At 73.8% G+C, this 12,482-nt stretch carries 12 protein-coding genes; 7 read left to right on the top strand and 5 right to left on the bottom strand.

The window, feature by feature from the left end:
• The first annotated feature begins 264 nt into the window (after positions 1-264).
• Positions 265-2,277 carry a hypothetical protein gene (locus HNR12_RS14070; RefSeq protein WP_179767909.1) on the top strand — a complete coding sequence of 671 codons (2,013 nt, stop codon included), beginning with the start codon at positions 265-267 and terminating at the stop codon, positions 2,275-2,277.
• Positions 2,278-2,504: 227 nt separating this feature from the next.
• Here HNR12_RS14070 and HNR12_RS14065 read toward each other — a convergent pair whose 3' ends face one another.
• The 5 genes from HNR12_RS14065 to HNR12_RS14045 all read right to left on the bottom strand — a co-directional run bounded on the left by HNR12_RS14065 (position 2,505) and on the right by HNR12_RS14045 (position 6,605).
• On the bottom strand, positions 2,505-3,182 hold the full coding sequence (locus HNR12_RS14065) for a M15 family metallopeptidase (RefSeq protein ID WP_179767908.1): 678 nt from the start codon (positions 3,180-3,182) through the stop codon (positions 2,505-2,507).
• Positions 3,183-3,205: 23 nt separating this feature from the next.
• Positions 3,206-3,829, bottom strand: a complete 624-nt coding sequence (locus HNR12_RS14060) for a hypothetical protein (protein WP_179767907.1) — start codon at positions 3,827-3,829, stop codon at positions 3,206-3,208.
• Positions 3,830-3,920: 91 nt separating this feature from the next.
• The gene (locus HNR12_RS14055; RefSeq protein ID WP_179767906.1) at positions 3,921-4,445 is read right to left on the bottom strand and encodes a hypothetical protein; all 525 of its coding nucleotides are present in this window, start codon (positions 4,443-4,445) and stop codon (positions 3,921-3,923) included.
• Positions 4,446-4,533: 88 nt separating this feature from the next.
• Positions 4,534-5,994: a C40 family peptidase gene (locus HNR12_RS29525; protein WP_179767905.1), complete on the bottom strand. Its 1,461-nt coding sequence runs from the start codon at positions 5,992-5,994 to the stop codon at positions 4,534-4,536.
• Positions 5,991-6,605 (bottom strand): hypothetical protein, encoded by a 615-nt coding sequence (locus HNR12_RS14045; protein ID WP_179767904.1) that lies wholly within the window; start codon positions 6,603-6,605, stop codon positions 5,991-5,993. The genes HNR12_RS29525 and HNR12_RS14045 overlap by 4 nt, the downstream gene beginning before the upstream one ends.
• Before the next feature lie 624 nt (positions 6,606-7,229).
• On the opposite strand from HNR12_RS14045, the gene HNR12_RS14040 reads away from it, so the two are divergent.
• The 6 genes from HNR12_RS14040 (at position 7,230) to HNR12_RS14015 (ending at position 12,470) form a co-directional block, all read left to right on the top strand.
• Positions 7,230-7,769 carry a hypothetical protein gene (locus HNR12_RS14040; protein WP_246425077.1) on the top strand — a complete coding sequence of 180 codons (540 nt, stop codon included), beginning with the start codon at positions 7,230-7,232 and terminating at the stop codon, positions 7,767-7,769.
• 5 nt (positions 7,770-7,774) lie between these two features.
• A complete protein-coding gene (locus HNR12_RS14035) occupies positions 7,775-8,101 on the top strand; it encodes a hypothetical protein (RefSeq protein ID WP_179767903.1) in 327 nt (108 codons plus the stop codon).
• 100 nt (positions 8,102-8,201) lie between these two features.
• The gene (locus tag HNR12_RS14030) at positions 8,202-8,546 is read left to right on the top strand and encodes a hypothetical protein (protein WP_246425522.1); all 345 of its coding nucleotides are present in this window, start codon (positions 8,202-8,204) and stop codon (positions 8,544-8,546) included.
• 34 nt (positions 8,547-8,580) lie between these two features.
• Positions 8,581-9,366, top strand: coding sequence for a TrbC/VirB2 family protein (locus tag HNR12_RS14025; protein WP_179767902.1), 786 nt, complete (start codon positions 8,581-8,583; stop codon positions 9,364-9,366).
• A gap of 69 nt (positions 9,367-9,435) precedes the next feature.
• Positions 9,436-11,001: a hypothetical protein gene (locus HNR12_RS14020; protein ID WP_179767901.1), complete on the top strand. Its 1,566-nt coding sequence runs from the start codon at positions 9,436-9,438 to the stop codon at positions 10,999-11,001.
• Positions 11,001-12,470: an SCO6880 family protein gene (locus HNR12_RS14015; protein ID WP_179767900.1), complete on the top strand. Its 1,470-nt coding sequence runs from the start codon at positions 11,001-11,003 to the stop codon at positions 12,468-12,470. Before HNR12_RS14020 ends, HNR12_RS14015 begins: the two co-directional genes overlap by 1 nt.
• Positions 12,471-12,482: the final 12 nt, after the last annotated feature.

The raw sequence follows: 12,482 nt of genomic DNA, 5'->3' as shown, positions 1-12,482 counted from the left end.
ACTCCCCGACGCCGGCCTCCTCAGCGGACCCGCCCCGCACCCGCCGCGGGTCCGCGCACGTTCCACCGGCTCCGCCACCGGAGCCGTCCGCGCACCGCCCCTCGCCGGCCTTCCGGCCCGACCGGGGCGGCCCCCGCACGGCGGTCGCGCCGGGAGGCCGGGCGCGCGGTCGGCCGGTGCCGGGCCCGCGCCCCGACCGGCCCGCGGGCGGCACAGCGGGCCGGTGCCATCTGTGCCGACGGGCCGACCTCGGAGGGCCACTCGATGACAACCGACGCCGACGCTCCGAAGGTGCCGGGCTACCGGATCACCGGGCCGCTGCGCTCGGCCGGGGCCGGCCGCACCTTCCGGGCGCGCCGCGCGGCGGACGGCCTGCCGGTGCTGGTGCGGGTGCTCAGCGGCGCCCCGGGCCCCGGCGGCATCTTCGGCGGCTCCTCCGGCGGTCCCGGCGCGCCCTTCGCCGTCTGGCCCGAGGCCCCCGAGGGCTCGGCCGCCGCGCTTGTCGCGCGCGGCGAGCGGCCGTCGCCCCGCGACGCCGTGCGCGCGGGCCTGGCCCTGGCCGCCGCGCTCGCCCCCCTGCACGCCGCCGGGTGGGTGCACCACGGAATCCACCCGCGCACGGTGCTGCTGAGCGGGTCGGGCGCTGAGGCGGGCCCCGGCGGCGACCCGCCGCTGCCCGCGGGTGTGCCGTTCCCGCCGCGCGCCCTCGACCGCGACCTGCGCGACCACCTGCCGCCCGAGGCGTGGGCCGGGCGCCCCGCCACCCCCGCCTCCGACGTCTACCGCGCGGCCGGGGTTCTGTGGGCGCTGCTGACCGGGCGGGTGCCGCCGGCGGCGGAGCCGCCCCGGGGGAGCGGCGAGGAGCCGCCCGACCCGCTCGGCCCCGGTGTCCCCGCCGACCTCGCCGACCTGCTGCGCCGCGCCCTGGACCCCGATCCCGCGCGGCGGCCCGCCCACGCCGACGCGCTCACCGAGGCCCTGACCGCCGTCGCGCGCGCCCACGGCTGGGCACCGGAGGCGGCCGAGGGGCGGGAAGGCGAGGCCCCCGCGGACGGCGCCGCGCCGGTCCCGCCCGAGGACGGCGCTCCGGCCGCCGGAGCCGCAGGCACCGCCGGCGCGGCCGCCGCCGAGCCGCCCGCGGCGGAGGCGGCCGACCCCGGGGGCCATTCGCCGCGCGCGGCCGAGGCCGCCGCCGACCGGGCCCGGCGCGGGCCCCGCACCCGCGCGGACGGCTCGGCCGCCGACGAGGCCGCCGACGGCGAGGAGACCGGCGTCTTCGCCGCGCCCGACCCCGGCCCGGCCGCGGACCCCGACGCGTTCGACGCCCCCGGCGGTGCCTTCGCCGAGCCCGAGGCCGAGAAGGTCGTCTACTTCGAGGAGGAGCCGGAGGAGGCCGTCGGCGGCACCTGGACCGCCCCCGTGTGGAGCCGGGGGCCGGTGCAGGGGCGCGGCCCGGCCGGCCCCGCCCGCGCGGACACGGCCTGGGGCGGCAACCCGCCGCAGGCCCGCCCCGACCCCGCAGCGGCCGCCGCCGTGCGGCGGGCGCAGTGGGCGGCCGAGCGTGCGGCCGAGGAGCGGGCCGAGAAGGAGGACGACGACCGCGACGCGCGCGACGCCCGCGACGGCGACGACCGGGCCGCCGAGACGGAGCAGCTCTCCCCCGAGGAGCCGTTCCTGGGCTACCGCGCCCTGCCCGGCGCCGCCCACGGCGCGCCGCTGCCGCTCGCCTCGCCGAGCGAGCCCGCGGGGCGCGGCCCGGCCGACCGCGTGGTCCTCATCGCGGCGCTGGCGGTCGCGATCGCCGCCGCCGCGGTGGCCCTGGCCGTGGCCGCCGTCGTCCTGGTGCTGGGCGGCGACGAGGAGGGCGGGGAGGACGGCACGGAGGCGGCCGCGTCCCCGTCGCAGACCGGGACCGCCGGCGACGGCGACGGCGAGGGCGGCGCGCAGGAGTCCGACCGGCCGGAGGGCCGGCCCCGGCCCCCGGGTGACGTGGAGATCGCCGAGGACGCCGAGGTGTCGGTGGTGCTGACCTGGACCGGGCACGGCGGCGACGACGTCTACAACATCATGGGCGGCCCCAAGGGCGAGCCGGCCGTGCTCCTCGCCGACACCCGGCCGCCGGCCGAGGAGATCGAGCTCGTGGGCCTCAACCCGGACGTGGACTACTGCTTCACCGTCGTGGCGGTCATCAGCGGTGAGGAGACGAAGGCGTCCGAGGAGGTCTGCACCGACCGCTCGGGCGGCGGCGGGGGAGCCGACCGGCCGACCGGCGACTAGAGCGTTGATGGGAGACACCTGGACCCGCCGCGCCCATGACGAGGGCGCCAAGGATTGTTGTGTATAGACCGGCCTCGACGCCCGTGTGACCGCTCGTACGGCCGCCTGGACGACCATGTGGTCCCTTCGCGCGGCACGCCCGCCCGCCGGGGACGCCTCCGCCCGCCCGTCCCGCCGGGCGCCCGGCCCCGGCCGCGCCGGGACCGGGCCCGCCGCCGCGCCCCGGCTTACGCCTGGATGGCGTTGGTGTACTCCCAGTGCCAGGCCTCGGAGGTGCTCTTGCCCTCCTGGGCCCAGGTCGGGTGGAACCAGTTGAAGTCGTTGGCGTTGGCCCGCATCCACTCGTGCTGCTCGGTGCCGAAGTTCTCGACCCCGCCGCACAGGTCCACGGCCAGGCCCTCGCCGTGGTTGCTGGAGCCCGGCCGCGCCGCGAGGTTGCCGTTGCCGTTGACGTAGGCGTCGTAGAGCCGCTGCTGGTCCGCGAAGCTGCGGTAGGCGTCGGTGATGCAGATGTCCTCGCCGAACTCGTCGCGGTAGCGCTCGTTCATCGCCAGGAACGCCACCGCGGCGTCGGCCCGCAGGTACTGGCCCTCCTCGGTCAGCTCGCACAGCGCCTCGGTGGGGATGCGGCCGTTGTCGTACCCCTCGGCCTGCTGCACGCTGCCGCGGTCGCAGTCGCCCGCGGCGGCGGTGCTGAAGTTGACCTGGTCGGTGCCGGCCTGCTGGTCCTCGGCGAAGGGGGTGGAGCCGGTCATGGCCTGGACGAACACGTAGCTGAGGATGCCGCTGACCGAGAGCGAGACCCCCGCGATGGAGTAGTCGGCGCGGGTCGCGCCGCCGTCGCCCCGGCGCCGCCATCGCCGCCGGGCCGGCCGGGACTCGGCGCGGCGCCGTCGTCCGAACATGCCCCACCTCCTCCTCGGGTGCGTCACAGGTCCGCCGGCTCGTTGTCGCCGGTGGGGCCGCCTCCGGGCCCGCCGCCCTCGGGCGCCTCGGGCACGGCGCTGGTCACCACCCAGGCGTCGTCCTCGCGCATCAGCAGCACGGTGTAGCGGCCCAGGTCGACGTCCTCGGCCTCGGCCGGGCCCTCCTCGGGCACCGCCGTGACGTCGACCGACAGCTCCATGGACTCCGCGCCCAGGTACTCGATGCGGGCGACCTGGGCGGCGCCCTGCGTCGCGGCGCCGAGGTCCTCCAGGGCGGTGTGGGCGGCGGTGGCGCCCGCCAGGTCAACGCCCTCGGGGACGTCGGCGAGCGGCGCGGCCTCGCGCACGGCCGCCAGGTGGTCCTCGGCGCTCTGCCCGGGTGTGTAGGTGCCGTAGCCCTCGGTGTGGGCCAGGGCGACCTCGGCCGCGGCGGCGTAGTCGGCCTCGTCGACCGGCAGCGCCTCGCCGAACGGCGGGTAGCCCGACCGGTCGCTCGCGCCCTCGGCGGGACCCGGCGACCCGCCGTCCATCATGGCCAGCGCGAGGGCCACCAGCGCGCCGATGAGGACCGCGATGGTCACCATGAACACGGTGGTGGTGCGCTGCGGGAAGAGCGAGTCTCTCATGTCCTTGCCGTGGTGGTGCCGAGGGCGGCCGGAACCGGAGGCCGCGCGGGTGCGCGCCGCCTCCGGCTTTCGGACCGCCGCGGTTGCGCCGCTAGGTGGCCAGGCCGTACTGGCCGTTCCGGGCCTTTCGGAGGCCGTCGGTCACGGTCGTGCCCATGCCCGACTGCGCGGCGCCGCCACCGGCGACGGCCGCCTCGAACTGGCCCGCCAGCGAGAACAGGCCGCCTCCGCCGGCGAGCCCGGCGGCGAAGGCGCCGCCGATGTCGCTGGCGAGGGACATGGCGCCGGAGGCCAGGCCGCCGGCGGCCCGCCCGAGCAGGCCCAGCGCCTTGCCCGCGAAGCCGAGCACGGCGCCGCCGAAGCGGAACACCCCGCCGAGCTTGGGGCCGACCCGGCTGGCGAAGCCGAGCAGGGCCCGGCCCCAGCCGCGCTGGGCGAGCCATCCGCTGATCCGGGGGCCGAAGCGGGTGGCCAGCCCGCGGCCGGCGCTCATGGCGGTGCGGCCGAGCCACGGCAGGGCCGTGCGCATGACCCAGGGGGCGGCGGTGCGGGCCAGCCAGGGCCCGGCCGCGCGCAGTGCCGCCCCGCCGAGGGCGACTACCAAAGGTGCGACCATCGTCGTCCTTCCTTTCTGTGTGGCCTCGGCGGGGGCGGGGCCGCGGCGGTGGGTCGTCGTTCGTCGTTCGTTCTGGCGGTTCGCGGCGTCACGCCTCCATCGCGCCGCCGCCGCTGAAGGAGAGCCGCACGGCGCCGGTGTAGGTGGAGCGCCAGTACTCGGTGTCGAGGGGGCCGCGGCGCACGCCCACGCGCGGGTTGCCGGCGTCGATCATCTCGCCGTTGCCGATGTAGACGCCGACGTGCCCGGGATAGCTCCCGCGGAAGAACACGATGTCGCCCGCCTGGAGCTTGGAGACGTCGAGGGTGCCGGTCTGCACCCGGTGGGCGGTGACACCGTTGCCGCTGTAGGCGTCGAGTTCCTGCCACTGGGACCCGGCGACCCTGGGTAATGTCACGCCGATCTCGCGGAGGCCCGCTAACACCAGCCCGGAGCAGTCGAAGCTGCTGGGCCCCTCCGCGCCCCACACATACGGTTTGCCGACCTGGGCGTGCACGAACTCCAGGAAGGTGCGGTGCTCGTCGGTGACCCCGGCGGGGATCCCGAAGGAGGCGGTGAACGCGCCGCCCTGGCCCGGCTCGCAGTCGGCGGTGTTGCCCGCCGGCGAGTAGGAGGCCGGCGAGAGGTTCAGGGAGGGCGCCACCCCGTACTCGTCGGAGTTGGACAGGATCTCGGCCAGATCGAGGATCTGGTTGACGTACCACTTGGCGTTGTTGTGGATGAAGATCGTGCACTGCAGGGGGTCGGTGATCCCGGCCCGGCTGCGGCAGGTCGAGGCGTAGGACCCGTTGGGGTTCTCCTCGACGTTCTTGGCGACCCAGGCCAGCCGGAACGCCCCGGACATGATGTTGTCCCAGGGGTCCCACACGTCGACCCAGCCGTCGTTGTTGCCGTCGATGCCGAAGCCGCCCGGGTTGGCCGGCATCTCGCCGGGCTCCCAGTCGTTCTCCCGCTCGGAGACGCGCTCCTTGGGCATGCCGCCCCAGGCGTTGCCCGCGTTGCCGAGCCGGCCGCCCTCCTGCCCGGTCTCGGGGTCGAGCACGCCGAACTGCATGATTCCGGCGGCGCCGTAGGGGTTGCGGGTGCCCGGCAGCACGCCGGAGTCCCAGTTGGGGTCGCCGGTGTTGACGTACTGGCCGCTGTGGGTCTCCTTCTGGGCCACCGCGGCGATGACGGCCCACGGGAAGTCGTAGGCCTCGGCGGCCTCTTGCTGGATCTCCAGGATGTCTTCGGGGATGTTGCGCGGCACGCTGGTCGTGCCGCTGGCGGTCTCGCCGTGGGAGTCGAAGACGATGTTGCCGCCCGAGTACGAGGCGTTGACGGCCTGGCCGCCCCCGCTCGTCGTGCTCGCTCCGGTGGCGCTGGGATCGGGGCCGCACGCGGTGGCCACGTAGGTGACGGTGCCGGCCACCAGCAGCGCCGACAGCCCGCCGGCCACTCGGGGCACGACCTCGCCGCGGTCGCTCGCGGCGCGCACGCGGCGGCCCAGCGTGCGGACCCACGTCCGCACGCGCTCGCCCAGGGCGCCGGCGCGCCCCCGGGCGGTCACGGCACCCCCGCGTCGCCGAGCGACGCGTCCTGGAAGCCGTAGACCCGCCATTCGCCGTTCTCGGGGACCACGGTGACCGCGTAGCTGGCCGTCTGGGTCTCGCCCGCGCCGCCGGTCTCGGCGGACAGGTTGGCGTCCACGACGAAGATGACGGACTCGGAGCCGACGTTGCGGATCTCGACGACCTCGGCGGAGGCGGTGGTGGCGGGCGCGTCCTGGCGCGACCCGGCGGTGGGCGGGGACAGCATCAGCGTCTCCAGTTGTCCGACGAAGTCCTCACCGACCAGCGGGGTGACGCGGTCCATGCGCTCCTGGGGGTCCTCGTCGGGGTCGTAGGTGGCGTAGGCGGCCACGAAGTCGCGGGCGACCTCGGCGCCGGCGGACAACTGCTCCTCGGTGTGGGGGAGCAGCGCCATGACGTCGCCGACGGGCCGATCGCCCTCGGCGGCGCCGCCGGAGGTACCGGAGGAGTCGGCCGAGTTGGACCCCTCGTCGGGGTCGTCGCCCCCGGTGAGCTGCACGTACAGGAAGACCGCCGCGGCGACCAGCGTCACGATGATCGCGGTCACCAGGACCCTCTCGCGCGACGTGCCGCCGGTGAACTCGCTCATGAGGGTCCCGGGCCGACCGTTCTGGACATGGGCACACCTCACCGTCGATTCGTGCGGAAAGGACGTCCCTTGATACCGAAGAACCGCCTCTGTGCGCAATACCTTTCTGGCGGACGGTCCGCTACGCTTCGTGGTTTTCCGGCGTGTTTTTCCGGCGCTCGGGGCGGGTATTGACGGGGGCGGCGCCCACATTGGCCGAAACGGGCCAACGGGCCGCGGGCCGACGATCGGCGTTGGTTATCAACGCCGGTGGCCGAAGAAATTCCGAGGGATAATGTGAGTTTTTCTTTTTGATTCTCACCTTTCACATTCTCCTTGGTGCGCGGGGAACGCGCTGCGTGAGCGCTGTGATCTGGGTCACTTGCAAAAGGTGTCCCTCATGCGATAGATATGCCCCGTTGTGTCAGCCTTGACCATCGCGCCCGCAGGCGCGTCCGGCGGCCGTGGTCTTCGTTATCTGGAATCAAGAACTTAAGGGCTCTGGAATGCGCGGATTCAGTGGCGATCCTGATTCCGTTCGCGGGAGCAGGGGCGCGGAACGGCGAATTCCGCTCGCATCCGCGGTGCGGCGCGCATTGAGCGCGGCCGGCCGCGCGGCGGTGCGGACGTCGAATGGGGAGCGCCATGGCGCGCCGACGCGGTGAGCAGGACGCGGCCGAGACGCTGCAGCTCGCCGCCACGCTGCCCGAATGGGCCCGAGAGATGGTGCTGCTGGGGTGCCACGGAGGCGCCGGCACCACCACCCTCCGCGTCCTGCTGAACACGCCCTGGGAGTTCGGGGCCTACTCGGCCGACCGCAGGGAGATCGCCACGTTCGGCCGTCCGCTCGTCCTGGTCACCCGCGACAACGCGGCGGCCACGGCGCGCGCCGCCGAGGTCGTGAACAACATCGAGGCCGGCGGGCTGGCTCCGGCGGCCATGGTGGTCGTGGCCGACGGCTCGGGCCCCGAGCCGCCCGAGGCCACCACCCGGCTGCGCCTGGTGGAGGCGCGCGTGGGCCGGCTCATCCGCTTCCCCTTCGTCGCGGGGCTCCGGTTCGTGGACGTCGCCGAGGTGGGGCAGGTGAAGCTGCCGAAGAAGGCGCAGCAGGCTTTGGACGAGATCAGGAACGCGTGCTTCAGCGCCGCGCGGGGCGCTCTGGCGCGCCAGGTTGAGGAGAGTTGAGAACTGTGGACGGTCTGCTGTACCTCGCCGGTGGTCTCGTCGACCACCTCGCCCTCGTGCCCATGAGCTTCAACTGGTCGAACAACCCGGAGCTGCCCGGCTTCAACGGCAGCGCCAACCCCATCGAGCAGGTCATCAACTGGGGCCAGGGCATCATCGTCGTCATCGGCATCATCGGCATCCTGTTCGCCGCGGGCAAGATGGCGATCGGCAAGTTCGGCCGCTCCGACCTCGCCGCCGACGGTGTCGGCGGGCTGGTGTGGACCGTCATGGGCATCTCGCTGATGCTCGTGGCCATCCCGGTCATCCGCACGGTCGCCAGCGTCGCCTGAACCACCGCGCCGATCCGGTCCCGCACCCCGTCACGGGCGGGGGCCGGACGGCGCGGACCCGTATCGGTCTCCGCGGCAGAGGGGGTGCCACGTGACGGTCATGCACGCGGGAGTCGAGATGCTCGCCGCGCTCGCAAACACGGTTTCGATCCCGATCGCCAACGTAGTGGAGTGGGACACCACTCCCCGCCTGCCCGATTACGGGTTCGGCGACAGCCAGGCGCCCGAGCAGAACCCCATCGAGCGGTTCCTGAACTACGCCCAGGGGGTGATCGTCGTCCTGGGCGTCTTCGGCATCCTGTACTCCGCCGGGAAGATGGTGGTCGGCCGGCTCGGCCGCTCCGAGGTGGCCGCCGAGGGCGTCGGCGGCGTGGTGTGGACCATCATGGGCGTCTCGCTGATGCTCGTGGCCATTCCGGTGGCCACCACGATCGCGGGGGTCTGAGACGCATGGCCGCAGACGGGAGGAGGCGGGGACTGTGCTGGTGATGCTGGGCCGCGCCGAGTTCATCGGACGCGGCAACGAGCTGCTCGGCTACGTCGCCGGGCTGGGCGTGCTGGTCGGCGTCATCGCCCTGGTGATCATCGGCGGGCGCATGATCCACGCCAACTTCACCGGCGACCCGTGGATCGCGGCGCGCGGCATGGCGGACCTCCCCTATGTCGTGCTGGGGGTGATCCTGCTGATCGGCTCCGGCACGCTGGCGGCCAACCTGCTGCAGGGTTCGATCCACCAGACCAACCAGGACATCAGCGAGGTCATCGACCAGGCCGGCGAGGGCCAGCGCGAGATCGAGCAGGAGACCCGCCCCGGCTGCCTGCCGCGGCCCGAGGACGACGAGGCCGAGGACCCCTTCGTCTGCCCGGAGGACGACGACTGGGACGACCTGTCCAAGACCATCCCCGTCCAGGGCAACAACGACCCCCGCTGCAAGAAGGACGACGAGAAGGTCTCCTGCTACGAGTACTGCTACGTCAACCCCGGATCGCCGATCCAGCACTCCCCGTGCCTGAACCAGGACTTCCGCTCCGACGAGTGGATCTGGGGCAACTACGCCTGCCCGGTCCTGGATCCCGAGCCCCGCTCGGAGGCGCCCAACTGCCCGGACGGCCCGATGCCCGACGACGCCCCCGACGGCATCACCTGGACCACCGAGTGGGCGTACCGGCAGTACGCGTGCCAGCACTTCCGCAACTGGGTGAACGACATGAAGGAAGACCCGGACCGCTACTGCGACCGGAACCTCAACGAGCAGTACCGGTAGCGCGGCGGACCGCCGATGTGACCGCCCGTGCGCTGAGACCCGGTGCCGGACGCAGAAAGGAGGGCGGACGTGGGAGAAGACGAAGAGACCGGTGACTGGATCACCGAGAGCATCGAGGGCCTGATCGGGACCCTGTTCGACCGCCTGCTCTACGACCCGTTCCTGATCTCCGGCAACACGGGCAACGTCACCACCTCGACGGGCCAGCCCGTGCCGCCCGAACTGGACCAGGGGATGCTGCACCTGCAGAACGTGCTCAGCCCCTTCGTGCTGTTCCTGGCCACGCTGGGGATCCTGTTCGCGTGCATCCGGCTGCTGTGGCACCGCCGCCTGGACCCGATGATGGACATGGTCCGCGGGCTGCTCACGGTCATCGGGGCGACCTTCTTCGGCATCTTCCTGGTGTCGATGCTGATGGACCTCAGCCGCAACCTCGGCATCATGATCATGACCACCGGCATGGACCGGGACTCCGAGGGGTTCATCCCCACGGCCAAGGACGTCTACCCCAGCGTCTTCCGGGTGGCCCTGGAGGAGAGCGGCAACGGCCTGGGCCTGGAGAACGAGGCCGCGACGCAGGCCCTCACCTACATGATCGGCCTGGCGGTCATCCTGGGCATGGTCACCCAGATCATCGTGGTGACCCTGCTCCAGGGCGTCATCTACATCATCGCCTGCGTGCTGCCGCTGGCCGCGGCGAGCACCATGGTGCCCAACCTGAAGATCTTCCCCAAGGTCGTGGGTTGGCTGGTCGCCTGCATGCTGTACAAGCCGCTCGTCTTACTGATCTACCTCGCCGGACTGATCATCCTGGGCAGCGCCCAGCAGGCGTCGGAGGACTCCGGCGGCGACGAGGGCCAGGCGCTGTTCCGCTACCTGCTGGCGGCCGCCATCCTGCTGCTGGCCACCGGCGCGCTGCCGATCCTGATGCGGCTGATGAGCTCCTCCGGCATGTGGATGATGGCCCTGGCCGCCGGCGGCGCCAGCTCCATGGGCCTCCTCGGCGGGGGCGGTGGCGGCGGTGGCGGAGGCGGCGGTGGCGGCGGCGGTGAGGGCTCCGGCGCCGCCGACGTCCAGCCCTCCTCCTACTCCGGCTCCGGCGGCAGCGGCGAGGTCCAACCGGCGAGCGCGGCCAACGGGGCCATCGCGCACGCCAACACACTCAGCAACAGCCTCGGCGACGGCTCCGTACCCGGGGCCGCGGGCGACCCCACGGCCGGAGGCGCCCAGACCGTCTCGACCCTGGGCACCCAGGGCGGCGCCTTCTCGGCCGGGTCCTTCAGCGGCGCCGGCAACATGAGCGGCGACGGCGGGTCGTTCATCAGCGAGGACTCCGGCGCGCTGTCCACCGGCGCCACCGAGTCCACCGACCAGTCCGGGTCCGTCACGTCGGCCACCACCGCCGGCTACGAGACCGCCACGGGTGCCTCCGACGCCGCCACCAGCGGCGTGGGCACGGCCGCGGTCGACACCCCCGGCGGCGCCACCGACACCCCCGGCGCCCCCGCGGGCGACCCCGGTCCCGGCGCCGAGGGCGCCCTGGCCACCGGCTCGCCCGCGGCCGAGCCCGGCGCCGCCACCCCGGCGTCGTCCTCGCCGCCGCTGCCCGACGGTTCTGAAGGGAGGCTCATCTGATGGCCCGCACCTACGGCGGCTGGCGCCGCCGCCGCAGCATCGGCCTGTTCGGTCTGAGCTTCAACGCGACGCTGGGCCTGCTGGCCGGTCTGATCGTGCTGATGTTCTCCGGCCTGTTCGCGCCGAACCTGTTCCTCTACCTGCTGCCGGTCATGGCCGCCGTCTTCGCGCTGGCGGCGGTGCCGGTCCAGGGAGAGTCGCTGCTCAGCTTCCTGCTGACCCGGCTGCGCTGGTGGTGGGCCTCGGTCCTGGGCCACACCCGCTACCGCGCCGGAGTGCTGGTGGAGCACCCGCGCGCCTTCCAGCTGCCCGGCATCCTCGCCCCGATCACGCTGCTGTCCTGCGAGGACGGCCGCGGCGGGCGGTTCGGCATCGCCTGGAACCGCCGCCTGGGGCACATGACCGCCACCGTGCTGGTGTCGTCCAACTCGGTGTGGCTGGCCGAGCCCGGCGACGTCGACGGCTGGGTCGCCAACTGGCACTCCTGGCTGGCCTCCTTCGGGCACATGCCGTGGGTCCAGTGGATCACGGTGACCGTGGAGTCGCGGCCCGACCCCGGCGCGGCCCTGCGCGAGGGCGTGGCCGCCCAGGTCGACCCGTTCTCCCCCGAGGCCGCGCGCAAGATCGTCAGCGACCTGGTGGAGCAGGCCCCGGCCATCAGCGCCCAGATCGAGACCCGGGTCTCCATCACTTTCGACCCGCGCAAGTTCCCGGCCAACCCCAAGGACCGCCTGGAGGCGGCGGCCGAGATCAGCAACTACCTGAACACGATCGAGTCCAGCCTCGGCAGCGCGGGCGTCACCGTCCTGGGCCGGGCCACCCCCCAGCAGCTCGTGGCCATGGTGCGCACCGCCTACGACCCGGCGGCGCTCAACGAGTTCAACACGCTGCTGCGCACCAACCCCGAGGGCATCGAGACCGGCGACTGGACCGACGCCACCCCCGTGGAGGCCGAGACCTTCCACGACCGCTACGTCCACGACAGCGGGCACAGCGTCGCCTGGATCTGGCAGGAGGCGCCGCGCACCCACGTCACCAGCACGGTGCTGGCCGAGCTGCTGGCGCCCACCCGCTACACCAAGCGGACCACGCTGCTGTTCCGCCCGTGGCCGGCCGCCGCGGCGGCGCGCGCGCTGGAGTCGCAGAACTCCGCCGCGCAGTACAAGAGCGAGCTGTCGTGGCGGGTGCGCCGCCGGGTCAGCGCCCGCGACAACCAGGACCTCGCCTACGCCCGCCAGGCCGCCCGCGAGGAGACGCGCGGCGCCGGGCTGGTGCAGATGAGCCTGTACGCCAGCGTCACCGTGGAGGACCCCGAGCAGCTCAAGCGGGCGGCCGCGCACACCGAGTCCGCGGCCGAGACCTCCAAGATCCGGCTGCGCCGGGCATGGGGCAGCCAGGACGTCGCCTTCGCGACGACCCTGCCGCTGGGTGTGTGCCCGCCGTTCCTCGTGCAGCGCGGAATGGGCTAGGGGGAAAGCGGA

Source organism: Streptomonospora nanhaiensis, assembly GCF_013410565.1.
Lineage (GTDB): Bacteria > Actinomycetota > Actinomycetes > Streptosporangiales > Streptosporangiaceae > Streptomonospora > Streptomonospora nanhaiensis.
This window is presented reverse-complemented; position numbering and strand designations above follow the sequence as displayed.

Coding starts and splice junctions, on each gene's coding strand:
- HNR12_RS14070 (WP_179767909.1), top strand. CDS start 265: ATGACAACCGACGCCGACGCTCCGAAGGTGCCGGGCTACCGGATCACC.
- HNR12_RS14065 (WP_179767908.1), bottom strand. CDS start 3,182: ATGTTCGGACGACGGCGCCGCGCCGAGTCCCGGCCGGCCCGGCGGCGA.
- HNR12_RS14060 (WP_179767907.1), bottom strand. CDS start 3,829: ATGAGAGACTCGCTCTTCCCGCAGCGCACCACCACCGTGTTCATGGTG.
- HNR12_RS14055 (WP_179767906.1), bottom strand. CDS start 4,445: ATGGTCGCACCTTTGGTAGTCGCCCTCGGCGGGGCGGCACTGCGCGCG.
- HNR12_RS14045 (WP_179767904.1), bottom strand. CDS start 6,605: ATGAGCGAGTTCACCGGCGGCACGTCGCGCGAGAGGGTCCTGGTGACC.
- HNR12_RS14040 (WP_246425077.1), top strand. CDS start 7,230: ATGGCGCGCCGACGCGGTGAGCAGGACGCGGCCGAGACGCTGCAGCTC.
- HNR12_RS14030 (WP_246425522.1), top strand. CDS start 8,202: ATGCACGCGGGAGTCGAGATGCTCGCCGCGCTCGCAAACACGGTTTCG.
- HNR12_RS14015 (WP_179767900.1), top strand. CDS start 11,001: ATGGCCCGCACCTACGGCGGCTGGCGCCGCCGCCGCAGCATCGGCCTG.